Genomic DNA, 23,664 nt, shown 5'->3' with positions numbered 1-23,664 from the left:
GTGTGAGATAGGAAATTTTTCTTATCCGATGCGAGGTGAATACGAAAACCCTCTCTATCTCACATACACAATAGAATGGAATTGTCATTTTATAAATAAAATGACATGACGTTATGTCGCAACATAGGGTATTTGTGTCGCTACGTTTTCTATTATAAAAAATAGTTGTGCAAAACTAGTGCATTTTTTATGTCAATTGCCCTGATTGAAAAAATCAGCCATCCATTCAATCACATAAAAAGAGTTTTTTATTATTTTCATGTAAACTATACAAGTAGAATGAAGAGTTTGGGGTGCACAAGATTATGGTGAAAATTTTATTAGTAGACGATGAAGAACGTATGTTACGATTATTAGATCTGTTCTTAAGCCCTCGTGGCTATTTTTGTATGAAAGCTACCTCTGGCCTTGAAGCGCTAGAATTAATCGAACAAAAGGACTTCGATATTATTTTATTAGATGTTATGATGCCAAATATGGATGGGTGGGATACTTGCTATCAAATCCGTCAAATTTCCAACGTTCCAATTATTATGCTAACAGCTCGCAACCAAAATTATGATATGGTCAAAGGCCTGACCATGGGAGCAGATGACTATATTACAAAACCATTCGATGAACATGTATTAGTCGCGCGAATCGAGGCTATATTACGTCGTACAAAGAAAAATAGCTTTGTTAGCTTCAATGGTATTGAGTGGGATAAAACGAAACATACTGTTACAGTTTATAATGAAAAAATCTCACTAACTCCTATTGAATTTTCGTTACTCGGACTATTTTTACAAAATACAAACCGTGCCTACAGCCGAGACGATTTAATCGAGAAGATTTGGGGCTATCAAACAGATATCGAATACAGAACTATCGATTCACATATTCGTAATATACGGGATAAGTTACGCAAAAAAGGATTTCCAGTTGAAGATTACTTAGAAACCGTCTATAAAGTTGGATATAAATGGAAAAGCGAATAATTAATTTGATCAGTGGACAATAGTAGACCACTGACCCTTTATATGAAATAAGGTATGGTGAGAAAATGAGCAGACTTTCCCTTAAAGTTGGGACATACTTTTTAATATTAGCTTTATGTATTGAGACAATCGCTTTCGTATCTTTTTATAAAAGTCTTTCAAAAATGCGTGTTGAAGAGGAAACCATTGCTCTTTTAGAGAAGGGAAACCGCTATCGTGATACGATTGAACGACGTGCAAAATGGAGCAAATACGGCAAATACGCTGAGCAAAAAAAACATGCTGAACATCTCAACCGCCCCGCCTCTTCTGGCTTCTCTATTGAAGATGCCGCTGAAGACTTAATGGAAACAGAAGCACTTACTAATTCTGATATAGCCATTGTTATAACTGACAGTAATGGAAAAATCACTTCGGCCTCAGAAACAGTAACAAAAGATATGCAAAAACAACTTCATTGTAAAATCCCCCCAGTTAAAAAGGGGGGATTAATAGTAGAAAAGAATTGGAAAGAATCAAAATTCATCTCAACAGTAACACCAATTGACACAAAAGACTTTCAAGGTAAATTACACATGTTCTTAAAAACATCCTTCTTAGAAGATATGCTACTTAGACTCATGAATCAATTCATTATCGTGAGTATTTTGACACTTATTTTAACAACTATTTCTGTCTTTGTTTTTTCTCGAGTTATTACAGATCCTCTTATAAAGATGAAGAGAGCAACAGAAAAAATGTCAAAATTAAACAAACCAATTCAATTAGGGATTAAACGAAATGACGAACTTGGAAGTTTAGCCACAACCATTGAGGAACTGTCTAGTGAACTGACGTATATGAAAAAAGAGCGAAACGAATTTCTTGCCAGTGTAGCGCACGAGTTACTAACTCCACTAACTTATATGAAAGGTTATGCGAAAGTGGCAAAGAGGAATTCTTTAACGAAGGAAGAACGTGAAGAGTATTTACAAATCATCGAGGATGAAACCGATAGTGTAACTGATCTCGTACAAGATTTATTTATGCTCGTACAATTAGAGCAACATCAATTCGTTATTAAAAAACAAAAAATGCTCCTGAGACCATTTTTAGAACGCATGGTTGAAAAAACAAAAACAACATTAACCAACAAACAAATAGAAATTCATGTATACTGTAAAAATGATTTAGAAGTTTGTATAGATGAAAGGCGTATGGAACAAGTGATGTTAAATTTATTGCATAATGCTTATCAACATTCGCCAGAAAACACTTCTATAACAATACGTGTACTAACCAGTGCAAATACCTTTACAATAAGTATACAAGATGAAGGTGAAGGTATTCCAAAAGAAGATATCCCACACATTTTCGATCGCTTTTACCGTGTCGATAAATCTAGAACACGAGCTACGGGAGGAAAAGGTATCGGACTAGCTGTTGCAAAGGAAATTGTAGAACTTCATGATGGTTCTATCGAAGTTAAAAGCGAATTAGAAGTCGGAACAGAATTTATAATTGAATTACCATTTGAATAATATATGTGTGAAATCACCAGTAGTAGTCAACACTACTGGTGCTATTTTATTTATAAAACCAGCTCATATAAGCTAAGCTTTTGAAATTATTCTTATTTCAATATAAAATATAGGTACAACTGTCAAAGATTTGGAGGGTGATATAATTGGATATCCATGTATTAACAAAAGACGAAGCAGAAATTTACTTAGAACTTCGAGTAGAAGGGTTAAAACAAAACCCGGAAGCTTTCAGCTCTTCTTATGAAGATATTATTAATAAAGAGTGTGCTATTGAATATAAAGCCCAAAAATTAGCACAAGATGAAAACTATACACTAGGTGCATTTAAAGATGGAGAATTAATCGGAGTTGCAACACTGGAAACGAAACCATATGTAAAACAAGAACATAAAGCGAAAATTGGTTCAGTATACGTGTCTCCAAAAGCACGCGGACTTGGAGCGGGAAAAGCACTTATTAAAGAATGTCTTGAGCTTGCTAAATCTTTAGAAGTAGAGCAAGTTATGCTTGATGTTGTTGTCGGAAACGATGGTGCAAAAAAACTTTATGAGTCATTAGGATTTAAAACATTTGGTGTGCAAGAACGCTCATTAAAATATAACGGACAATATTGGGATGAAGAGCATATGGTTCTTTTCCTAGATGAAGAAAAATAATAAAAAAACATCCTCCATTTATGAGGATGTTTTTTACTTTCTTGTAAACCATGCTGTATATAATAATTGAATGGCCTCTTCAATTTCTTCCTCTAATAAAGTCGCAAATCCAAGTAATACTGTACTTTTGGGAGAAGTCCCTTCCTTATAATACATCGAAACAGGATACACTTTAATACTCCTTTCGGCTGCAGATTCCATTAATTCTTTCTCTTCCATCCCGTTATGCACTTTTAATAAAATATGTAGGCCAGAATCTTCCCCTATTACTTCAATGCGATTAGAAAAATATTTTTCTATTACCGAAACAAGACGGTCTCTCTTCTTTCGGTACACAACACGCATTTTATGAATATGCTTTTCCCAATGCCCGTCATTTAAAAATTTCCTAATGATCTCTTGATCCATTCTTGAAACGCTTTGTGTGTAAAATAAATATTGCTCCTGATACTGCTTAATGAGGGGTTTTGGCAACACCATATAACTCATCCGTAATGATGGCAATAGCGCTTTAGACAGCGTCCCCATATAAATTACTTTCCCATCTCTATCTAACCCTTGCAGCGCTGGAATTGGCTTTCCTGAATAGCGGAATTCACTATCATAATCATCTTCAATAATATATCTTCCTTCTTCTTTTTTCGCCCATTGCAAAAGCTGTATTCTTCTCGTAATTGGCATAATCATCCCGCAAGGAAACTGATGCGAAGGTGTAACAAATACAACATTTGCATGGCTATCCGCTAACTGTGACATACGAATTCCATCTCTATCTAAAGATAACATTTGTACATTTTGTTCCCCTTGCTCGAAAACAACCATTTTCCGATGGTACCCAGGGTTCTCAACCGCATAACGACTTCCCTTTAACAACTGAAATAACATTTTTACTAATATTTGCGTACCCGCTCCTATTACAATTTGACTAGCTACGCATCGTACACCTCTAGATTCATACAAATAGCTCGCGATTTCTTCTCGTAAACTTACCTCCCCTTGCGGATGTCCAATAAAAAGTAAATCTTTATTTTCAAATTGCCATACCTCGTTCGTAATTTTTCGATATACATGAAACGGAAAAGTATTAGTATCCACACCCGTTTGAGTGAAATCAAATTTATACTTCTTATCTTGAAAAGGCGCTTCTCCTATTACCTCTTCGCTGCCTTCCACATGAATCATTTGCTCGATTTCACATACAAAATAACCTTTTCTAGAAATCGACTCAATATATCCTTCAGCAAGAAGTTGCTCATAAGCAGCTTCAACTGTATTTTTACTCACTTGTAAATATGTCGCCAGCTTCCTCTTAGCCGGTAATTTCGTAAAGGCCGGAATCGTTCCATCTTTAATCTCTTTTTTTATATACTCATACAATTGTACATACAATGCTGTCTTACTATTTGCACTCAAATTAGGCGTTAGTTCTAACACAACATCTGACCCCTCCCAAAAATACATAACTGATACTTTTCGCAGTACCAGAAGTTCTATATAATTCCTTTTATCATGTAACACATTAATAATCAAATACTAGAGAGGAGATGCATGATAATGAACAATGGTAGACGCATCGGACTTATGATGATTATTACAGGAGCTACCCTGTGGGGATTATCTGGTCCCATGATTCAGTGGCTATTTCAACATACGAACGTATCATCAATTGATTTTTTAACAATTCGCCTGTTACTCGCAGGAATATTCATTTTGGCTTTCTTGCTTATTAAAAAACAAAACATATTTCACATTTGGAAACATCCTAAACACTTTATACAACTTATAATTTTCTCTATTCTTGGCATGCTTGGTGCGCAGTACGCTTTTATCGAAACAGTTCATATTAGTAATGCCGTAACGGCAACACTATTTCAATTTCTAGGTCCTGTTCTTATTACCATTTACGTTGCGTTTGAGCAAAAAAAATTCCCTGCTTCTATGCAAATACTCGCAATTATAACTGCTCTAACAGGGACATACTTTATTATTACAAACGGTTCAATTGAAAATATTGTTTTATCTAAAGCAGCTATTACTTTCGGCCTATTAACAGCGATTGGTTTTGCTTTTTATACCCTTCATCCGGCTTCTCTTATTAAAGAATGTGGAACAACTATAGTAATTGGCTGGGGGATGTTAATTGGAGGGATTGCACTGCTTATTTGTAATCGTTCTTTTGGATTGAATCAGATTTCGCAAACGTTCACACTTCAAACTTTTTCTATGCTTATTCTTATCATTACAAGTGGCACTCTTTCTTTCCTTCTTTATATCGGGAGTCTTAAATATTTAGCAGCAACAGAAACAAGTATTTTATCTAGCATTGAACCACTTGTAGCTGCCATCGTTTCAATTGCTTGGCTTAATGAATCTTTTGGAGCATATCAATTATTAGGCGGAGTATGTATCGTTCTTTCTGTTATTTTCTTAACAATGCCTCAAAAAGAGAGAGAACCAACCTTTTCAACTAAACAAATATAGAAAATGTCAAAAGAGGTCGTACAAAACTTACGACCTCTTTTTATGATTTAAAGGAATTGTCCCGCCTGCTAGCAAATACAATTACACTAACAATAAAAATTAGGAGTGTGGCACCATGAAAAAAATCGGAACTATGCTACTTTTCTCCTTCCTCATTACTGGCTGCGCACAAGTGCAGCCAGATTCAAATGTACCTAAAAAAGAAGTACTAGAAACGTCATCTTCTCAAATTAACGCACCTTCTTTTTTTCATCTTAGTGTTTTAAAAGATGTAAATTGGGAAGAAGCTCCATCATTCGTAGAAGGAAAAATACCGTTAAAAGGCATCGAAGGAAAAATCGCCATGGCTGATAGCTCTATTATCGCAAATGAACAAAATGAAATAATGTGGTTCTTCCTAGATCCTGAAATGCCAACTGGAAAACTATCTATTATTGCTTTAAAACAAGGCTCTATCCTTCCAACACCAATAATCGTTCCAAAGGAAACTTCCGAACCAAATTGGACTACTTCAAATACAATCGATACTACAATAAAAGAACTCCCTCTCGTAATGTCACTACCTTCATCTGGATTATGGGTATTAAACATATATGTGAATGAAAGATATTATGATCAATTTGTAATCACTGCCGAATAAAGTGACAAAACTGGAACACTTCCTTACAACAATGTAATTTCTACGTCACGTACTTCAATAGTTGGATTCTCTCTCTTCTCTTATACTTAAAGTAAGAAATGAAGCGAGGAGAGATGAGAGATGAAAAAAATGATAGAAGTGATCGTAGCAGTAACTGAGGTTTTAGTAAATGGTAAACAAGTTGCAATGGAATTAAATAAATAATGAAGGGACATAAATAATTCTACCCTTCTTCATTATTTTGATTTCTTATCTCAAAAAAAGCAGTGCCTTTTTAAGGCACTGCTTTTGACTATCTATAACTTGGCATTTTCGTAATTTGCGCCACCCCTGAATCAATGGCTGCTTTCGCTACTACTTCTGCAACACTTGGAACAACTCTTTTATCTAATGGATTTGGAATTACATAATTCGCATTACGCTCTTCGTCTGTAATTATGTTAGCGATCCCATATGCTGCCGCTAATTTCATCTCTTCTGTAATATCAGTCGCACGTACATCTAACGCACCCCGGAATATTCCAGGGAACGCCAATACATTATTTACTTGATTCGAATAATCAGAACGCCCAGTTCCTACTACAGCTGCCCCAGCTTCTAATGCGTCCTCTGGGAATATTTCTGGAATTGGATTCGCCATTGCAAACACAATTGGTTTCTCGTTCATCGTCTGTATAAGTTCTTTCGTTAATACGTTTGGAGCAGATACACCGATGAAAATATCAGCTTGATGAATCGCTTCCTTTAATGTTCCACGTACATATTCTCGATTTGTCTTCTGTGAAACTTCGATTTGCGCTTCGTTCATCCATGTTTCACCTTCACAAACAATACCTTCTAAACTAACTAACGTAATGTGTTTTGCGCCAGCTTTTAATAATAATTTTCCAATTGCAATTCCTGCCGAACCCGCACCGTTAATAACAATTTTCACATCATCCATTTGTTTACTTACAACTTTTAATGCATTAATAACAGCTGCTAAAACGACAATAGCCGTCCCATGCTGATCATCATGAAATACAGGAATATTCGTTTCTTCTTTTAATCGTTTTTCAATTTCAAAACAGCGTGGTGCTGCAATATCCTCTAAATTAATACCTGCAAATGTAGGCTCTAGATTTTTCACAAGGGTAACGATTTCATCCACATCAGTCGTCCCTAAACATAGCGGGAAAGCATCTACATTCGCGAACTTCTTAAATAAAATACTTTTCCCTTCCATAACAGGCATAGCCGCTTTCGGTCCAATATTCCCTAAACCAAGTACTGCTGTTCCATCTGAAACAACTGCAACCATATTCCCTCTTGCTGTATAGTCATACGCTGTTTCCTCATCTGCTGCAATTGCTTTACAAGACTCTGCTACCCCCGGTGTATAAGTCAAACTTAAATCGTCCGCTGTATTCACTTCTACTTTACTTGTAATTTCAATTTTCCCTACTAACTCTTTATGCAATAACAATGATCTTTCATTAATTTGATTTTCTAACATACTTATAATCTCCCCTTAATTTGACAAGCTAGCTATACGAATATAGCTAGCTTGTTTTGATCATGAAAACATTTTCAATAAAATTGTTGCTGTTACGACCACTGCAGCCCCACCTAAACGCGTTGAAATTTGCGCAAACGGCATTAATTCCATACGATTTGAAGCTGATAGAATAGCAACATCTCCAGTTCCACCTAAACCACTATGACATCCAGTTACAATTGCTGATTCAACTGGATACATTTTCATCACTTTCCCTACAAGAAAACCTGATGCTACCATTGTAAGAACAACTGATGCACAAACAACAACATATCCTACAGAAAGAACTGCTGCTACGTCTTTTAACGGAATGTACAGCAATCCTAAACCGACCATTAACGGCCAAGTTAAATTCTTTGAAATAAATTTATATAAATGGAATGCTCCTTGCTCCATTTTTGCTGGCATTAATTTAAAGTATTTCACAAGTGCTGCTGAGAAAATCATAATGATTGCCCCAGGAATACCGATAAACTTAGAAGCGAATCCTCCGAAAATAAAGAATGTACATGCAATCAATAACCCTGCTCCCATTAATGAGAAATCAATTGGTTTTTCTGTATTTTGCTCTTTTAATAACTCTGCTTGATTATCTGTTTTTACTAATACACCATTCCCACTAAGCTCAGGTCTCTTCTCACCTAAACGCTTCATATAGCCTGCGCTCACAATTGCAAACATATTTCCGATAATAGCTGCAGGAATAAGCTGTGATACAAATGTTGCTGATGATTCATTTAAAATATCACCGTAAGCTAGTGATAGCGGTAAAATCCCTTCCCCAATACCACCACTCACAATTGGTACGATGATAAAGAAGAATGTCTGCTTCATTTCAAATCCAAATAGTGAACCTACTAATAAGCCTACTGCTATAGAAGCTAACGTTCCTACTACTAAAGGAATAAACATGCGAACGAAACCTTGTACTAACACTTTACGATTCATTCCCAAAATACTTCCTACTACTAAACAAGAAATATATAAATATAAAAAGTTCGATTTTTTCATTAACATAGTCGCAGCTTCCATTGAAGCTGGATTCATCCAGTTGAAAAATACAAGTAACGATGGAATAAATAATGAAAGAATTGCTGGACCACCGATGTTTTTTAGAATTGGAATTCTCATCCCAATGTCACCTAAGAAAATACCCATAATCATAATAACTGCAAATCCACCAATCATGTCTGCTGGTAATTTATTATATACAGATGCCCCATAAATAATAGCAGCCAATACTACATATAACGGTAAAGGTATTACACCGATTTTTACATTCATAATTTTAGAAGCGAACGATTCTCTTTGTACCTCATTTCCCTCAGAAAATGATACCGCTTCCACATTCTTTTGAATTCCCATATGGCACCCCCTTGTTTTCTTAATAACAATATTAAAACGCTTTCAATAGTAAAAATAGTTTTTGTAAGTTTTGTAACTACTTTTGTAATTAAAAAAAGTATAAGCGACCTATAATAAGTCGCTTATACGTAAAAGTCTATTTTGTTTTGGTCAATACACCTTAATTTACTTACCGGCCTTCCCACATGTTGATACACCATTTCATTCTCTAAAACTCCAATTTCAGTCAAAAACATTACATACTTTCGAATAGAAACTCTTGAAACCCCTACTAATTTCGCCATTTCATCTGTTGTAAATGCTTGTCCGTGAAGCGATTTGATTTGCTGCCAAATTAGTTGCAATGTTTGCTTTGTTAATCCTTTCGGAAGCTCTTTATAGTCAAAGGACTCTCTTTTTTCTTTTTGTAAAATTAGCGAATCTAATTCCGATTGACTAATTTTTTGTTGTTCTTTCATGAAAGTAAATTTTTCTCGATACACAGTTAATGCTTCCTTAAAGCGTTCAAATGTAAATGGTTTAATTAGATAGTCTACAACTCCATATTGTAATGCTTTTTTTATACTTCCCATATCATGTACAGCTGAAATCATCATAATATCAATTTCTTTTTCTTGATTTCGAATATACATTAAAAGCTCAAATCCAGTCTCCTCAGGCATAAAAATATCAAGTAATATGAAGTCTACTCGTGACTTCTCTAACACTTCTATCGCCGATTTAACTGAGTTAACTGCATGGACCAGTTCAAACCCTCCAACTTGCTCTAAATAATGCGTATTTAACATCGCAACCATCGGATCATCTTCTACAATCAAAACTTTGATCATCTTATCTCTCATCCCTACTTTTAGGTATTTCAATCGTTATTGTCGTTCCCGTTCCTAACAATGAATGAACATAAATTTCCCCATTTATTCGCTGTATGCTTTCCTTTACAAGATGCAAACCATACCCCCGATTATCACCCTTTGTGGAATAACCTTTTATAAATAATGCATCAATTTCATCTTCTTTTATGCCTTTCCCCGTATCTTGTACTGTAATGATTAATGTATCCCCATATTGTATTCCAACTTCAACCTGCTTCTTCTCACAATTCGTCACCGCGTCTAATGCATTATTAATTAAATTTCCGACAATGGTGATCAGTTCATGAATGATACGTTCATCATATATTTCTGGTAAGTAAGAATCTTCTTTTATAATTAACTTTATATTTTTCTCTCTAGCATAACTAAGTTTACCTAGTAAAAACCCAGCAAATACTGGGCTTTGAATTTTTTTCATAATCCCCCCAATTTCATATTGATGCTCTGATACCATACTACTTACATATTTCTGCAATTCTTCATACTGTTTCATATGTGTTAGCCCTAATACGACATGCATTTTATTCATAAATTCATGAGATTGAGCCCGTAATGCTTCCGCATATAGCCTAATACCAGTTAGTTCTTCTGCCAATTTTCTGATTTCTGTTTTATCACGAAATGTTGCAATCGCACCAACTATTTCACCTTTTACATATAAAGGAACACGATTCGTAACAATCGTAATTCCATAAATATTTTGTTCTTCATTTAATTGTACCTCTCCAGTTTGTAACACTTCTTTTATACGTGAATTCGGCATATACAATTCAACATCTTTACCAATAAAGTCTTCTTCAAGTCCACTTTTCTTAAATAGCCGTTTTGCTTCATTATTAATTAACGTTACTTTCGCTTCTTTATCCACAGCAATAATACCTTCTTTGACCGATTGTAACATCGTATTTCTTTCTTCAAGAATTTTCGCTATCCTATGCGGCTCAAGACCAAATAAACTTTTCTTTATATGTCTAGCTAGCAATATCGCTCCTATAATGCCAACTAACAATCCAACTCCGACACCTATATAAATAATATGTCTACTTTCCTTAACTCTCTCTTTTACATTATCAGCTGAAATACCAACAGCAACCGCACCAAGCTGTTCACCTGTGTCAGCAAAAACAGGAACGAATACTCGCATTGAAATCCCTAAAGTTCCTTCTGCTAAAGATACATGTTCCTTTCCCTTCAATACCGTTCCTTCATCCCCTCCAACGAAATGATGACCTATTTTTTGGGGATTTGGATGAGATTTTCTTATTCCATCCATGTCCATAACGACAATAAATTGAACACCTGTATTTTTTAATATCCTATTTGTATACGTTTGGATGGCGGAAGTATCTGCTTTCCCAATTAAACCATCGATTACCACCGAATCATTCGCTACAATATGTGCAATCGTTTTTGCCTTCTCTGCTTGGCTTTCTTCTGTCGTTCGTTCAACATTATGGCTAATTAAAATATCTGTTACGAGTAAAGAAAAAATTACAACTGTACACACTAATAATGTAATCGTTTTCCATAAATTCCATAGTTTTTTTCTTTTTCTCATTCCTTCAATAGCTCCCCTAGTTATTAAATAGAAAAATAAGTAGGGTGGTATCATTTTCACCTTACTTATTTGCTGTTATTATACTTTAAATTTACTAGTCATTGCTTGTAGTTCTTCTGCCATCTCAGCTAAGTTTTGCGAAGCCGAACTAATTTCTTCCATCGAATTCACTTGTTCTTCTGTTGAAGCCGCAACACTTTGCATACTAGCTGTATTTTCTTCTGCCGCCGCTGCAATTTCATCAATAGCATTTGTCACTTCATTTGCATCTCCAGCGATTTTCTTCGTTGTTTCTACCATTTGATTAACTTGAGAAACAATATGAGTAGTAGAACTTGAAATTTCTGCAAAACTTACTTTCGTTTTGGTTACAACTTCTAAGCCCTGTTGAACTTCCACACTCACATTATCCATCGCCTTAACAGTATGTTCAATATCAGCCTTAATTTCTGCAATTAAATTTGCAATCTCTCCAGATGATTCTCCTGATTGCTCTGCTAATTTTCTAACTTCATCTGCTACAATAGCAAATCCTCGTCCCTGTTCACCTGCTCTTGCTGCTTCAATAGCTGCATTTAAAGCTAATAAGTTCGTTTGAGTAGCAATGTTTTGAATTGCTTCAGAAATAGCCCCTACTTGCTTTGATTTCTCATCAAGAAGTTTAATAATAGCGTCTGACTGGGATACCGACCTAGAAATAGACTGCATTTGTTTTGCGGTTTGTTCAACCAATTCTTCTCCCTCTACAGCTCTTCCTCTCGCATGTAGTGAGGAGATGGAAATTCCCTCCGCACTTCCAGTTACATCTTGAATTGCTGTATTTACTTGTTGTAATGTAGCCGCGCCTTCTTCAACACCTTGGCTTTGTGATTCAGCCCCACCTGATACTTGTTCCATTGCAATTGTAATTTGATCTGTCGCATCATTCGCTTGCTGTACGCTCGCTGTTAACTCTTCTGCCGATGCTGCGACATGTTCTGCTGAAAAGCTAATTTGGGTAATCACGTCTTGTAAAGAAGCAGACATTTCATTAAATGAATTCCCTAATTTTCCTATGTCATCCTTGGAATAAATAGTAATTTTCTCTGTTAAATCCCCCTTACTAATCTTATATGCCGAGTCAGCTATTTTTCGTAATGGTCTTGTAATAGAATTTATAATGAAATAAATTAATACACTACCAAATACAATAGCGATGGCTATGACAACCAAAGTCTTATAAAAAACTGGATTCGCAGCTTGAATAATTTCTTCGTCAAACATAACTCCAACTACTTTCCATCCCGTTTTCTCATTTGTTGCAAAGATTAAATTCTTTTTATCATCTTGTTCTGTATAAGATACATTTCCTTGTTTGTCTTCATAAATTGGTTTAATCCAAGGCTCAGTAACCTTTGAACCTGGTTTTCTAGATGGATGACTAACAATTTGCTTATTTTGATCTAAAATAACCGCATAGCCTTTTTCACCAATGTTAATCATTTTTGAAACCTTTAGGATGTTATCCAAATTCAAGTTAATGCCTATAACACCTTTACCATCTTTTACTTCTTTAGCAATTGTCACTACCATATTTTTTGTAGATGCTGATTGATACGGTGCAGTAACAATTACTTTTCCTTTATTTTCATGCGCTTCTTTATACCACGATCTATCTGTTGGATTATACCCATCAGACATTTGAATAAATGGTTCTCTTATAAACTTTCCCGTCTGCGTTCCAATATAAATACCTTCTACTTCTGGATGAAGCTTTATATATTGCGCTAACTTCGTTCTTACTAGCTCTTCTTGTCCATTTGGATATGTATCCTCTGTTAAGATGTCTGCAAAGTACGTCGCATCAACAAATTTCTCTTCTATATTTTGAGAAATAACAGTATTTAAAACTGAAATGTTTTCCTTTGTTTTACCTGTAATTTGTTGTTCAAAATTTGTTTTGGCAGTTTGATATGAAACACTACCGATAATAAGTCCCGGTATAGTTAAAATAATAAAAAATGAAATGATTAATTTTTTCTTGATACTCATACTTTTAACCCAATTGAATATATTTTGCATAATAAGCCTCCTTTATGTAATAGAACACTTGTGTAATTTTATACAACCAACATGTATAAAACAATATATAATGATAACATGTAATTTTTTTTCTTCAATTATGCATTTTTACATATCCACTTCTCCTAAACATTTTAATCATAAAAAATAAGAGAACTTTAGCATATATAATAAGCTAAAGTTCTCTTATTTCTTAACAGCTTCTCTTCAAAAAAAACCTGCAAAACTTCTCTTACAATTCCTTAAATCTTTATCCTTCACCTTATAGTTATATAGTTCATGCTCTCCTTCCTAATTTATTTGGAGTTATTTATATAGCTAATTGCCTGACTCCCCATCTGCACCCATGCCTGTTCAAAGTTTCCTCTTGGCACTTTTACATCTAAGCTATCATCGAGGGGATCTCGAATATATACAGATTCCTTATCGTACCCAACAAGTACAACACAATGTTCATTATACGTAATAGAAACATCCCCACTATTTGTTTCCCATGTAGTAAATTCATCTTCATCTAAAGGAGCATATGTTGCATTCGTAATCATGACTACCGGTTGCCCTGCTTTTACACTCTTATACATTTCCTCTATACTCTTTCCTGTTAAATCCACAGCTTTATTAGGTAAATATTTTTTCGCTAACTGAAAAAGTGGTCCGTGATATACACCGTATCCGGATTCAGAAAAGGTATAAATATTCCCTACAAATCCTTCATTCGGATTCCCACGTACACCATCGGCCATAAAATCAACTTTTTTTATTTCATTTGCTAATTTCATCTTATCTACTGAAACGCCTGCGTATTGTAACATCATCGCTAAGCTTGTTACTTCGCAGCCTCTCTCTAGCTCTGGTAACTGCTGAATTAAGGGCACATTTGATAACATGACTGTTTCATCGTTATTACTAAACTCTATTCGTTTTTGACTTTGTATACTTGATAATAGTAACCCCTTTACTTTCTCCACATACGTTGTAATCCCATTTGTATATGCCCACCATATTCCTATACATAGTACGGTAATACATATATACCACTTCCATTTTCGTATCACTCTCACGCCCTTTTTAATTCGTTAAATACGAATAAAACGCATCTGCATCTGTTTGAATCATTGGTATAAATTTTAGTTCGTTTCCTTTTTCAGGTTGTTCTCGTTTTATTTTTTCCGCTAGCTCTTGAATGCCCATATTCGTTCTATCCATATTAAGCTCCTCTGCTATCTCTATTACCTTTTGCTCATTTATTTCTCTTAATACTTGATATATATCTTTGCCATATAAATCAATATGATATTTTTTTGCTTCTTCCTGTACTTTTTGTTCGTACACTTCTTGTGCTAACCCTTCCATCTCTTTTCCTTGTTGAGCAATACCTAGCTTTTCTGCTTCTTCTCTAACTTTCGTGCCGTAGATTTCTTCCTCAATTTCTTCTATTTCTTTTCCTTCAGTTGAAACACCAAGCTTTTCTGCTTCATTATTAATTTTAATGTTATTAATTTGATCAATTAAACTTACAATCGACGTATTCTCTATAGATATTCCTAGTTTCAACGCTTCCTGCCTCACTTTTGTTTCATAAATTTCTTCTGAAAGAATTCCAACATCTTTTCCTTCTGCCGAGATACCTAATTGATCAGCTTCTCTTCCTACTTCCGTCTCATGAATTTCTTTTTCTAACGTAATTTGTTCTTTCCCATCCGTTTCAATGCCTAACTTTTCCGCTTTTTCTTCCGTATGCATTGCATGTATTTTTCCATCATTTAATTGTTCTTTACTACGCTGCGTGTAATCTGTCTTTCCTTTTGTCATTCCAGAAGGAGAGGCACCCCCTAATATACTTAAACTCATTACTCCAATAGTAAATACCGTCATCATTTTCTTTTTCAAGACTTCTTCCTCCCTCGCACGCTTTCTTTTTCCAGCTTTCCCATAAATTTTTTTATACTATACATAAACTTCCTCTCTGTTAGAAATAACCTTTTGATTTATCCAGTTCATTCAAAAAACCTTACAGCTTTTCTTTCTATCACAAGTTTCCATTATGTAATACATGCTACAAGTTATTCCTTAACTTTCCCTTAAAAAAGACGACCTTGTAAAAACAAGGTCGTCTTCTCACTTATAATCTTTGATTTTTTGGGAAAATCACTTCAAAACAAGTTCCTTCTCCCCATTTGCTCTCTACCGATATTTTCCCATAATGCTTTTCTACAATCCAATTAGCGATTGAAAGACCTAATCCCGCTCCTTCTGATGGACTTCTCGCTTTATCTCCTTGATAAAAGCGATCAAATAACTTTGGAATATCCCCTTCTTTAACTCCTATCCCGTTATCTTTCACTTGTATGCGAATTGAACTACTCGTTTGCATACAATTAATTTGAATATGTCCACCTTCATTCGTATACTTCATCGCATTATCTAGCAATATAACCATCAATTGATGGATTCTCTCTCTATCGCCAATAAACGATATGTCACGTTCTACTTTTAATATCATCTCTTTTTTTTGATAAGAAGCAAGCTCTTTATATGGATCTACTATTTCTTCTAACAATTTACCCATTTTAAATGTTTTCTTATCCACCTCGATTTGATTAGAATCCGAACGTGCTAACAATAATAAATTAGCTACGAGCTTCGATAACCGTCTACACTCCTTTGAAATCGTAGAAATATCCATCGCTTTTTCTTCTATCGTCGCAGATGGTGACTGGAATAATATATCTGTTTTTGATTGAATAACCGCAAGTGGTGTCCTTAATTCATGTGATGCATCAGAAACGAACTGCTGCTGTTTCTCCCATGAATTTTGAATGGGTACGAGTGCCCTACCAGCTAAGAAAAAGCCGATTCCTATTGCACATACACTCCCTACACTACAACCTATAACAAGAATTAAAAATAAAGTATTTAGCATTTCTTCTTCAGCTGTTATATCGCGTACGATTTGAACTATTTTTCCATCTTTTTGAAACGCGAACGTTCTAAAATATAGCCCTTGCACTTCAATATCTTGCAAAGATCCTAATTTTTTTGGAGAAAACTTTTCCAAATTGTCTTCGAAGATAAAACGACGTTTGCCGTTTTCGCCACCTATCTCCACTCTGTTTCCACTCCAAGTTAACTCTATTATCCTTGGATCCCCAATTGGAAGATATCCCCTGATTTTTTTAGGTAGTTTTTTATCATCTGAAATCTCTCTATGCTGAACCATTTTTTCTATGGATGTATCTACTTCATTATAAATGCGCTTATATGTGTATGAATAAATAATACTCCCTAATACTCCTATTAATAGGATAAATACTAATGAGTTTACTATAGTCAGACGAATACGTGTTTTTTGAAACATACTTCCCTTTTTCATTGTCCTTTTAATATATATCCAATACCACGAACAGTTTGAATATCTTTCTGATAACCGAATGGCTCTAATTTTTTACGTAAGTGATGAACATACACTTCTACGATAGCTACTGTTGTATCTGAATCAAATCCCCAAACACGATCAAAAATTTGTTCACGCATTAAAATTTTACCGCTATTTTGAATGAGGTACTCTAGAAGTTCATACTGTTTTAAGGTCAACTTAATTGCTTGCCCATCGACTTGCGCGCCTTTGTCTTTTCCAAACAATTCGATTCCTTTATAACGAATTGTCTGCTTTGTTGTTAAACTACCACTTCGTCTTAATAGAGCACGAATTCTCGCTTTTAGTTCCGGTGCTTGAAACGGCTTAACGAGATAATCATCCCCGCCAAAATCTAAGCCTTTAACTCGATCCTCCAAAGAATCTTTCGCTGTTAAAAATAAAACTGGCGTTTCAATCTTTTCATCTCGTATTTTTTGGATAACTTCAAATCCATCCATTTCTGGCATCATGACATCAAGTAATATCGCATCATATATATTTTGTAATGCTAAAAATAAACCATCTTCCCCATTCATTGCCGTATCCACTTCAAATTCATCACGTAAAATTTGTACTATGGACTCCAATAAAGAAGCATTATCTTCTACTACAAGTAAGCGCATCGGCCTTTCTCACCTTCCACAATATAGTTCAATTCTATTTATTATTACATTTCTTCTCTTCCTAACGAAAGAATGTAATCATATCATGTAATTCCATTCCCACATATCCCCTGCTGAATTTTTGCTCGATAGAGAATTTTAAACCTTTATTATAAAAGCTCTTTCTTAAATTTCGCTTAATAAAAAATTGAAAGAAATAAGATTGCCCTTATCTCTTTCAATTTTTTACTACATACACCTTTTTACTCGGCAACTCCAAACAATTTAACTGACCACCATACACAGCCCCGCCATCAATTCCAATAATACGATTACTACCAAAATACACTCCGCAATTCTCACTACCATGAAGCGTTTTTGTTTCCGTATGGCCAAATACAACAACCTTTTCGCCACTATACCCACTATGAAACTCATTACGGATCCACATTAACGTGTACGGTTCAGATTCAGAAACTTGTTTCATTGGCTCAACACCAGCATGTACAAATATATACTCTTCTGTTTCAATGTAATGATCTAATTCTTGAATAAACTTTACATGTTCCTCTAATACATGAGATTTTAAAATCGGCTTTTGGAAGTCCTCCTCATTAACCGCAATGTCTTCTTCTACGAATCCATAGCTATATAATGTTTTATCCCCACCATTGCTTTTTACCCAATGGTTCCATGAACGTTCCTCATCAGTCGTTAACGCTTTAATCATCATATCTTCATGATTCCCCTTTAAAACGAACGCTCCTTCTTCTTTTAAATCTTTCACCTTTTCAATTACAGCACGTGCATTCGGGCCACGATCTACATAATCCCCCAATAAAATTAGTTGATCCTGTTTTGCATCGTAGTGAGCTTCTTCCAATAACTGTTCGAACTTTTCTATTTCTCCATGAATATCACTAATAACAAGAATTCTTTTCATATTATCCTCTTCTTTCTAAACCATTCTCTTTCTAATTATAATTCAAAACGTCAGAAATTTCTGAATCGATATTCAAAATCACATTTATTACAAACTAAAACTATTATCCTTACAACACTGTAAGTCTCTTGTCATCCAATTCGATGGTTGCAATTACTGTATTTCCTTATACTAAAAGTAAGAAATAAAACAAAAAACAAGGAGAGATAAGATATGAAAAAAGTGATGGAAGTTTTAGTAGCGGTGGCAGAGGTTTTCGTAAATGGGAAACAGGTTGCAATGGAGTTAAACAAATAATGACAAGGACAAAATTCATTCTAGACCCTTTACTCATATAAAAGAGATAAGACTTCATCATTTCTTTGATCCCTTATCTCCCTGTAAAGAAAGCCGCATCCTGAACAAGGATGCGGCTTTCTTTACAGTAATCTAGATATTCGAATAAACTCCAACAGCAAACAACTGTGTTTAAAATTTAAGTGATATGTAAATTCATTCCGTATTTAATCAATTTTAGTTTTCTCGCCACTGCTTGCGAGGCAAAATTCTCCCAAGAAGTACTATACAGTGGAATACGTTTTTCTTCTTTTACCGACATCGCCCAGGCTGTAACAACATCCGAACCATATCCATTCCCTTGAAACTCAGCTAACGTTTCTACACTCGCTTCAGAAGCCTCTGGGCTGCTTCTTGCACTACAACATATAGAAACTACTTGTTCATTTTCAACAATTGCAAAATAAGGTTGCCTCCATTCCATCTGTTCTATTAGATTAGGGAAATTTTCTCGCAAAAGCTCTTTATTTTTCTCTGTTATTTGTATCGCCCTAGTCGGCTTATTTGAATTATTTGGAAACATGTAAGCAGAACCCATCCAAATATTCTCCACCGTTCTCTCATCATTTAATACTTTAATAATCTTTGCTATCTCTATATGATTTGAACATTCTAAAATTAATTTCTCAATCTTACTTATCATTTCACTATCCAGATTATAATGATATCTCTTTATATTCCCTTCACGAGTTCTGCCAAGAAAAAAACGCGGTGCTTTCGGATTTCCCTGTTCATTTACACATATCATTTTTCCTACTTGATTATGAACAAATAAAACCTCTGCCTGAATTGCTATTAACTCAAGTTCTGAAAGCCTCATTTATATCCTCCTTAGTTACTATGTGTAGTCTCCATATACTATCCATACTCTATTTTTCATGTTCAAAACAAAAACCCCATTTAAATACACATTACTGAATCCATCATACTAAATGACTTCTTCATTCTGTCTATCTAAATGGGATTAATTCGTACCCTTTATTTCTTCTTCTTTTTACTCCATTGGTTGTTGTGGCTGCACTACTTCATTCGCCCCAGCTTGTCTCAACATAGTTGCAATATCTTTAAAGCCTCTTTTTTCAGCATGTTGCAATGGCGTAGTCCCTTCATTGTTAGCCATATTTACATCCGCTCCATGCTCAATAAGCATTTGAATTACCCTTTTATGGCTGTCACTACCATTTCCTAACACAATCGTTTCTAATAATGCTGTCCCACCACGATTATTTTTATAATTCACATCAATATCCGTATGTTCTAATAATTCTTTTACGACCTCTACATGACCACGCTCTGATGCAGAAATTAATGCTGTTCCACCCGACCTAGTAGTTTCTTTCGTATTAGCACCTGCATTAATTAGTAGTTTTACGATGTCTGTATAGCCCTCTCTGCTAGCATAAAGAAATGGATTGCTTTGTTTTTCATCTTGGATTTCAATATCGGCTCCTGCATCAATTAACGCTTTAACTGTCTCTATATGATTTTGATACACCGCTGCCAAGATAGGTGTTTCTCCATTATCGCCCTCTACGTTTATATTTGCCCCGTCCTTTATTAATTTCATAGTCGTTTCTGTATCACCTAGGGTCGCAGAAAGCAATAATTGCTTATCCATTAAATTTATACCAGTCTCTTCTTTATCTTTTTCCTTTTCTTTATGCTTTTCTTGCTTTTTTTCGTTTTTCACGTGAACCGGTTTCGATTCAGGTTCTTCTTGCTTATCACAAGCCACTACCATCATTAAAAGTCCTAATAATGTACATAATAAAATTTTTTGTTTTCTCACAACTACAGCTCCTATGAAAGATAATGTTTTCTTAACCATTCCTCCATCACATGCAATAACTCTTCTTCAATAGATTTATCCATAAGTACCTTATATTCCTTCTTCAATTGTCATAGTATACTTATGCTCATGTTTTCTCAACATATAATTCATGTTTGGAATGATATGCCACCCAGCTCCATCATTAATATTATGGAGCAATTAGTTTAGCATGTTTCAGCGATACTTGTACATCTTTGTTACCCTTAATTCCCCTAAAGATGTCACTATTTTATATTGTAACTGTTCTTCTAACCATTTTACACCTTTTATCTTTCTATTTGCATCTCACTAACAATAGAAAAAGACAACCTTGGGGTGGTTGTCCTTACTCTAGCTACTTTTTCGTATTAATGAGAATGTCCTCCGCTATTCCCATTTTTCGGTTTCCCCATCATCTCTTTATTCATTTCCCACTTATGCTCTGATAATTCTTTGTCGGAAAGGACCTTCCCCTTATATTTAGATACAAAACTTTCCGCATCTTTTTTATCTTTAAACGAGATCACGTTATAAGCCATAGGTGTTGTTATTGTTTTATCATATACATAAGTTGCGTCCTGTAATGGAACCCAATCTTTCGTATTATAGTCTCGTACAAACTTTTCTTTCGTCTTCTCATTTTTATTGTTATCCATCCATTTATACATACAGCCAATATCATCAAACTTTAAGGCTTTTCCATTATCTAAAATAATTTCTGTTGCGAATTGATTATCCATTACCCCTATTTGACAAATATCACACTTATCATGTTTCTCATCAATTGCCACAGCTGTTGTTTCCTTTTTCCCACATCCCACTATCGTAAATAAGAAACATAAACATATAGCAAGCACAACATACTTTACTCTCATCTTTATTTCCTCCCTAAAAAACAATATAATCCCCCTCAACGAGAATACATTATTCTAAAATATCTATTCGTTATATTTATATTCAACTAGAAGAATATCAAAAAACTGTGTGAAATTTGTGAAAAAACAATGTTATTTTTGTAATATATGGAACAAAAAAGAGATGTGCAGTTACTTCTACACATCTCTCATCATTCACAACCAGTAATTAATAAATCATCTTCTAACTTAACTAATAATGTGTCCGCATCAATTTTCTGTCCAACTTCTACATTTACTAATCTTATATTTCCACTGATCCCTACTGCGATTTTTTCAATCTCACCGTCATTTTTTCGGATCATCATTAATTTCTCCCATTCATATACGTAAGAGGATTCATTAATACAAATCTCTTCTACTATTCCTGTACATGAACTATAAATCTCTTCTATTCTTGTTTCCATTCAAAATCTACTCCCTACTTCACGCGCTTCTCTTTTTCACCTTATTCTACCATTCTTGTATACAGGTATTTATCTTTTTAAAAATTCAAAATTACCTCGTGAACAAAATGATCAAAATAAAGATTATGCTTCTAATGATGTTATTTTCTTAATTATTTACCATTCGAATTGAACCTTTTATTATAAATAAAAAACCTTTTATCTGAATTTTTATTTTATTTTGAAAGCGCAATCATTTTCTGAGGGGGAAATTACATGGTAGCATTACTTGGATTTGCAATGGTATTTGTCTTTATGTTTTTGATTATGACTAAACGTATGTCAGCATTAGTAGCATTAATATTAATTCCAATTATTTTCGCATTAATTGGTGGATTTTATGCAAATATGGGTCCTATGATGTTAGACGGTATTAAAAAGTTAGCACCTACTGGTATTATGCTTATGTTCGCCATTTTATATTTTGGGATTATGATTGATAGTGGTTTATTTGATCCTGTCATTAGTAAAATTTTGAAATTTGTAAAAGGTGATCCTTTAAAAATTGTTGTTGGTACGGCTATCCTTACTATTATCGTTTCATTAGATGGGGACGGAACAACAACATATATGATTACAGTTTCCGCAATGTATCCACTATATAAACGTCTTGGGATGAATCCACTTATATTAGCTGGGGTTGTTATGTTAGGAGCAGGTGTGACAAATCTTACACCTTGGGGTGGACCAACAGCTCGGGTTATGAGTGCTCTTGGACTTGATGCATCAGAACTCTTCACACCACTTATACCAGGAATGATTGCTGGTGCAATTTGGGTAGTTTTCGTTGCCTACTATCTTGGAAAAAAAGAAAGAAAACGTTTAGGAATTATGGATGTACAATACTTAAAACACATGCAAACAATGGATGAGCAAGCTGCGACAGTTGAAGCTGAAATACATAAACGCCCGAAACTGCTATGGATTAACTTTTTATTAACTGCTTCCCTCCTCGTCTGTCTCATACTAGAAGTTATGCCGTTACCTGTTTTATTTACAGTCGCTTTTGCTATTGCTGTTATGATTAACTACCCTAACTTAGAACAACAAAAAGAGCGTATTGCGTCTCACGCTGGAAACGTATTAGCGGTTGTTTCTCTCGTCTTTGCTGCTGGAATTTTCACAGGTATTCTATCTGGAACAAAAATGGTAGATGCGATGGCTCAAAGTGTTGTTACTCTTATACCAGATGCACTTGGCCCCCAGCTTCCAATTATTACAGCTTTACTAAGTATGCCGTTCACATTTTTCATGTCTAATGATGCTTTTTACTTCGGTGTATTACCTATTTTAACGAAAGCTGCTGCAGCTTACGGAATTAGTGCAGCAGAAATGGGACGTGCTTCGTTACTCGGTCAACCTGTTCACTTACTGAGTCCCCTCGTTGCTTCCACTTATTTATTAGTCGGTATGGCAAAGGTTGATTTTGGTGAACACCAACGATTTACTTTACTTTGGGCTGTTGGAACGACAATGGTTATGTTGATTACTGGAATTGCAATTGGAATTATTCCAATATAAGATG

21 protein-coding genes and 1 pseudogene are annotated in these 23,664 nt (G+C 34.8%); 6 read left to right on the top strand and 16 right to left on the bottom strand.

Going from position 1 to position 23,664, the window contains the following annotated elements:
- Positions 1 to 305 precede the first annotated feature (305 nt).
- From NSQ47_RS23580 to NSQ47_RS23570, 3 genes are all read left to right on the top strand, one after another.
- Positions 306 to 977 (top strand): response regulator transcription factor, encoded by a 672-nt coding sequence (locus NSQ47_RS23580; protein WP_341038087.1) that lies wholly within the window; start codon positions 306 to 308, stop codon positions 975 to 977.
- Between the two features lie 65 nt (positions 978 to 1,042).
- Complete coding sequence (locus tag NSQ47_RS23575; RefSeq protein ID WP_204208720.1) at positions 1,043 to 2,497, top strand: sensor histidine kinase; 1,455 nt, start codon at positions 1,043 to 1,045, stop codon at positions 2,495 to 2,497.
- 146 nt (positions 2,498 to 2,643) lie between these two features.
- Positions 2,644 to 3,156, top strand: a complete 513-nt coding sequence (locus NSQ47_RS23570) for a GNAT family N-acetyltransferase (protein WP_000351210.1) — start codon at positions 2,644 to 2,646, stop codon at positions 3,154 to 3,156.
- 33 nt (positions 3,157 to 3,189) lie between these two features.
- Here the strand turns inward: NSQ47_RS23570 and pdxR are convergent, their stop codons facing one another.
- Entirely contained in the window at positions 3,190 to 4,590 is a 1,401-nt protein-coding gene (gene pdxR, locus NSQ47_RS23565) for a MocR-like pyridoxine biosynthesis transcription factor PdxR (protein WP_088077429.1), read from the bottom strand.
- 120 nt (positions 4,591 to 4,710) lie between these two features.
- Between pdxR and NSQ47_RS23560 the strand changes: the two genes are divergently transcribed.
- Positions 4,711 to 5,637 carry a DMT family transporter gene (locus tag NSQ47_RS23560; RefSeq protein ID WP_341038086.1) on the top strand — a complete coding sequence of 309 codons (927 nt, stop codon included), beginning with the start codon at positions 4,711 to 4,713 and terminating at the stop codon, positions 5,635 to 5,637.
- 115 nt (positions 5,638 to 5,752) lie between these two features.
- Positions 5,753 to 6,277 (top strand): DUF4871 domain-containing protein, encoded by a 525-nt coding sequence (locus NSQ47_RS23555; protein ID WP_002159347.1) that lies wholly within the window; start codon positions 5,753 to 5,755, stop codon positions 6,275 to 6,277.
- A gap of 292 nt (positions 6,278 to 6,569) precedes the next feature.
- On the opposite strand, the gene NSQ47_RS23550 is transcribed toward NSQ47_RS23555, so the two are convergent.
- From NSQ47_RS23550 to NSQ47_RS23485, 15 genes and pseudogenes are all read right to left on the bottom strand, one after another.
- Positions 6,570 to 7,772 (bottom strand): NAD(P)-dependent malic enzyme, encoded by a 1,203-nt coding sequence (locus tag NSQ47_RS23550; RefSeq protein WP_016103493.1) that lies wholly within the window; start codon positions 7,770 to 7,772, stop codon positions 6,570 to 6,572.
- Between the two features lie 60 nt (positions 7,773 to 7,832).
- Positions 7,833 to 9,179 carry a 2-hydroxycarboxylate transporter family protein gene (locus NSQ47_RS23545; protein WP_002113946.1) on the bottom strand — a complete coding sequence of 449 codons (1,347 nt, stop codon included), beginning with the start codon at positions 9,177 to 9,179 and terminating at the stop codon, positions 7,833 to 7,835.
- 122 nt (positions 9,180 to 9,301) lie between these two features.
- Positions 9,302 to 10,009 (bottom strand): response regulator, encoded by a 708-nt coding sequence (locus NSQ47_RS23540; RefSeq protein ID WP_002113945.1) that lies wholly within the window; start codon positions 10,007 to 10,009, stop codon positions 9,302 to 9,304.
- A gap of 1 nt (position 10,010) precedes the next feature.
- Positions 10,011 to 11,609, bottom strand: a complete 1,599-nt coding sequence (locus NSQ47_RS23535) for a sensor histidine kinase (protein WP_341038085.1) — start codon at positions 11,607 to 11,609, stop codon at positions 10,011 to 10,013.
- Between the two features lie 78 nt (positions 11,610 to 11,687).
- Positions 11,688 to 12,506, bottom strand: a complete 819-nt coding sequence (locus NSQ47_RS28275) for a methyl-accepting chemotaxis protein (RefSeq protein ID WP_445662106.1) — start codon at positions 12,504 to 12,506, stop codon at positions 11,688 to 11,690.
- Positions 12,507 to 12,626: 120 nt separating this feature from the next.
- Positions 12,627 to 13,640 (bottom strand): annotated as a pseudogene (locus tag NSQ47_RS28270) (HAMP domain-containing protein); the annotation flags it as partial.
- A gap of 326 nt (positions 13,641 to 13,966) precedes the next feature.
- Entirely contained in the window at positions 13,967 to 14,695 is a 729-nt protein-coding gene (locus NSQ47_RS23525; protein WP_341038256.1) for a C39 family peptidase, read from the bottom strand.
- Positions 14,696 to 14,738: 43 nt separating this feature from the next.
- Entirely contained in the window at positions 14,739 to 15,560 is an 822-nt protein-coding gene (locus NSQ47_RS23520) for a transporter (protein WP_341038083.1), read from the bottom strand.
- Positions 15,561 to 15,792: 232 nt separating this feature from the next.
- On the bottom strand, positions 15,793 to 17,028 hold the full coding sequence (locus NSQ47_RS23515; protein ID WP_341038082.1) for a sensor histidine kinase: 1,236 nt from the start codon (positions 17,026 to 17,028) through the stop codon (positions 15,793 to 15,795).
- 11 nt (positions 17,029 to 17,039) lie between these two features.
- Positions 17,040 to 17,711: a response regulator transcription factor gene (locus tag NSQ47_RS23510; RefSeq protein ID WP_002159355.1), complete on the bottom strand. Its 672-nt coding sequence runs from the start codon at positions 17,709 to 17,711 to the stop codon at positions 17,040 to 17,042.
- Positions 17,712 to 17,928: 217 nt separating this feature from the next.
- On the bottom strand, positions 17,929 to 18,633 hold the full coding sequence (locus NSQ47_RS23505) for a metallophosphoesterase family protein (protein ID WP_199661430.1): 705 nt from the start codon (positions 18,631 to 18,633) through the stop codon (positions 17,929 to 17,931).
- A gap of 475 nt (positions 18,634 to 19,108) precedes the next feature.
- The gene (locus NSQ47_RS23500) at positions 19,109 to 19,789 is read right to left on the bottom strand and encodes a GNAT family N-acetyltransferase (RefSeq protein ID WP_341038081.1); all 681 of its coding nucleotides are present in this window, start codon (positions 19,787 to 19,789) and stop codon (positions 19,109 to 19,111) included.
- Between the two features lie 174 nt (positions 19,790 to 19,963).
- Positions 19,964 to 20,797 carry an ankyrin repeat domain-containing protein gene (locus NSQ47_RS23495; RefSeq protein ID WP_341038080.1) on the bottom strand — a complete coding sequence of 278 codons (834 nt, stop codon included), beginning with the start codon at positions 20,795 to 20,797 and terminating at the stop codon, positions 19,964 to 19,966.
- Between the two features lie 350 nt (positions 20,798 to 21,147).
- Positions 21,148 to 21,654: a nitrous oxide reductase accessory protein NosL gene (locus tag NSQ47_RS23490; RefSeq protein ID WP_341038078.1), complete on the bottom strand. Its 507-nt coding sequence runs from the start codon at positions 21,652 to 21,654 to the stop codon at positions 21,148 to 21,150.
- A 191-nt stretch (positions 21,655 to 21,845) separates the two neighbouring features.
- Positions 21,846 to 22,100, bottom strand: coding sequence for a hypothetical protein (locus NSQ47_RS23485; RefSeq protein ID WP_341038076.1), 255 nt, complete (start codon positions 22,098 to 22,100; stop codon positions 21,846 to 21,848).
- A 255-nt stretch (positions 22,101 to 22,355) separates the two neighbouring features.
- Here NSQ47_RS23485 and NSQ47_RS23480 point away from each other — a divergent pair, with 255 nt between their 5' ends.
- Positions 22,356 to 23,660, top strand: coding sequence for a CitMHS family transporter (locus NSQ47_RS23480; RefSeq protein ID WP_002113923.1), 1,305 nt, complete (start codon positions 22,356 to 22,358; stop codon positions 23,658 to 23,660).
- Positions 23,661 to 23,664 lie beyond the last annotated feature (4 nt).

Origin of the sequence: Bacillus sp. FSL R10-2780 (genome assembly GCF_038006125.1) — a bacterium.
Classification (GTDB): Bacteria; Bacillota; Bacilli; order Bacillales; family Bacillaceae_G; genus Bacillus_A; species Bacillus_A cereus_U.
This window is presented reverse-complemented; position numbering and strand designations above follow the sequence as displayed.

Coding starts and splice junctions, on each gene's coding strand:
- NSQ47_RS23580 (WP_341038087.1), top strand. CDS start 306: ATGGTGAAAATTTTATTAGTAGACGATGAAGAACGTATGTTACGATTA.
- NSQ47_RS23575 (WP_204208720.1), top strand. CDS start 1,043: ATGAGCAGACTTTCCCTTAAAGTTGGGACATACTTTTTAATATTAGCT.
- NSQ47_RS23560 (WP_341038086.1), top strand. CDS start 4,711: ATGAACAATGGTAGACGCATCGGACTTATGATGATTATTACAGGAGCT.
- NSQ47_RS23555 (WP_002159347.1), top strand. CDS start 5,753: ATGAAAAAAATCGGAACTATGCTACTTTTCTCCTTCCTCATTACTGGC.
- NSQ47_RS23550 (WP_016103493.1), bottom strand. CDS start 7,772: ATGTTAGAAAATCAAATTAATGAAAGATCATTGTTATTGCATAAAGAG.
- NSQ47_RS23545 (WP_002113946.1), bottom strand. CDS start 9,179: ATGGGAATTCAAAAGAATGTGGAAGCGGTATCATTTTCTGAGGGAAAT.
- NSQ47_RS23540 (WP_002113945.1), bottom strand. CDS start 10,009: ATGATCAAAGTTTTGATTGTAGAAGATGATCCGATGGTTGCGATGTTA.
- NSQ47_RS23535 (WP_341038085.1), bottom strand. CDS start 11,609: ATGAGAAAAAGAAAAAAACTATGGAATTTATGGAAAACGATTACATTA.
- NSQ47_RS28275 (WP_445662106.1), bottom strand. CDS start 12,506: ATGGAACAAGTATCAGGTGGGGCTGAATCACAAAGCCAAGGTGTTGAA.
- NSQ47_RS23515 (WP_341038082.1), bottom strand. CDS start 17,028: ATGTTTCAAAAAACACGTATTCGTCTGACTATAGTAAACTCATTAGTA.
- NSQ47_RS23510 (WP_002159355.1), bottom strand. CDS start 17,711: ATGCGCTTACTTGTAGTAGAAGATAATGCTTCTTTATTGGAGTCCATA.
- NSQ47_RS23505 (WP_199661430.1), bottom strand. CDS start 18,633: ATGAAAAGAATTCTTGTTATTAGTGATATTCATGGAGAAATAGAAAAG.
- NSQ47_RS23500 (WP_341038081.1), bottom strand. CDS start 19,789: ATGAGGCTTTCAGAACTTGAGTTAATAGCAATTCAGGCAGAGGTTTTA.
- NSQ47_RS23495 (WP_341038080.1), bottom strand. CDS start 20,797: ATGGTTAAGAAAACATTATCTTTCATAGGAGCTGTAGTTGTGAGAAAA.
- NSQ47_RS23490 (WP_341038078.1), bottom strand. CDS start 21,654: ATGAGAGTAAAGTATGTTGTGCTTGCTATATGTTTATGTTTCTTATTT.
- NSQ47_RS23485 (WP_341038076.1), bottom strand. CDS start 22,100: ATGGAAACAAGAATAGAAGAGATTTATAGTTCATGTACAGGAATAGTA.
- NSQ47_RS23480 (WP_002113923.1), top strand. CDS start 22,356: ATGGTAGCATTACTTGGATTTGCAATGGTATTTGTCTTTATGTTTTTG.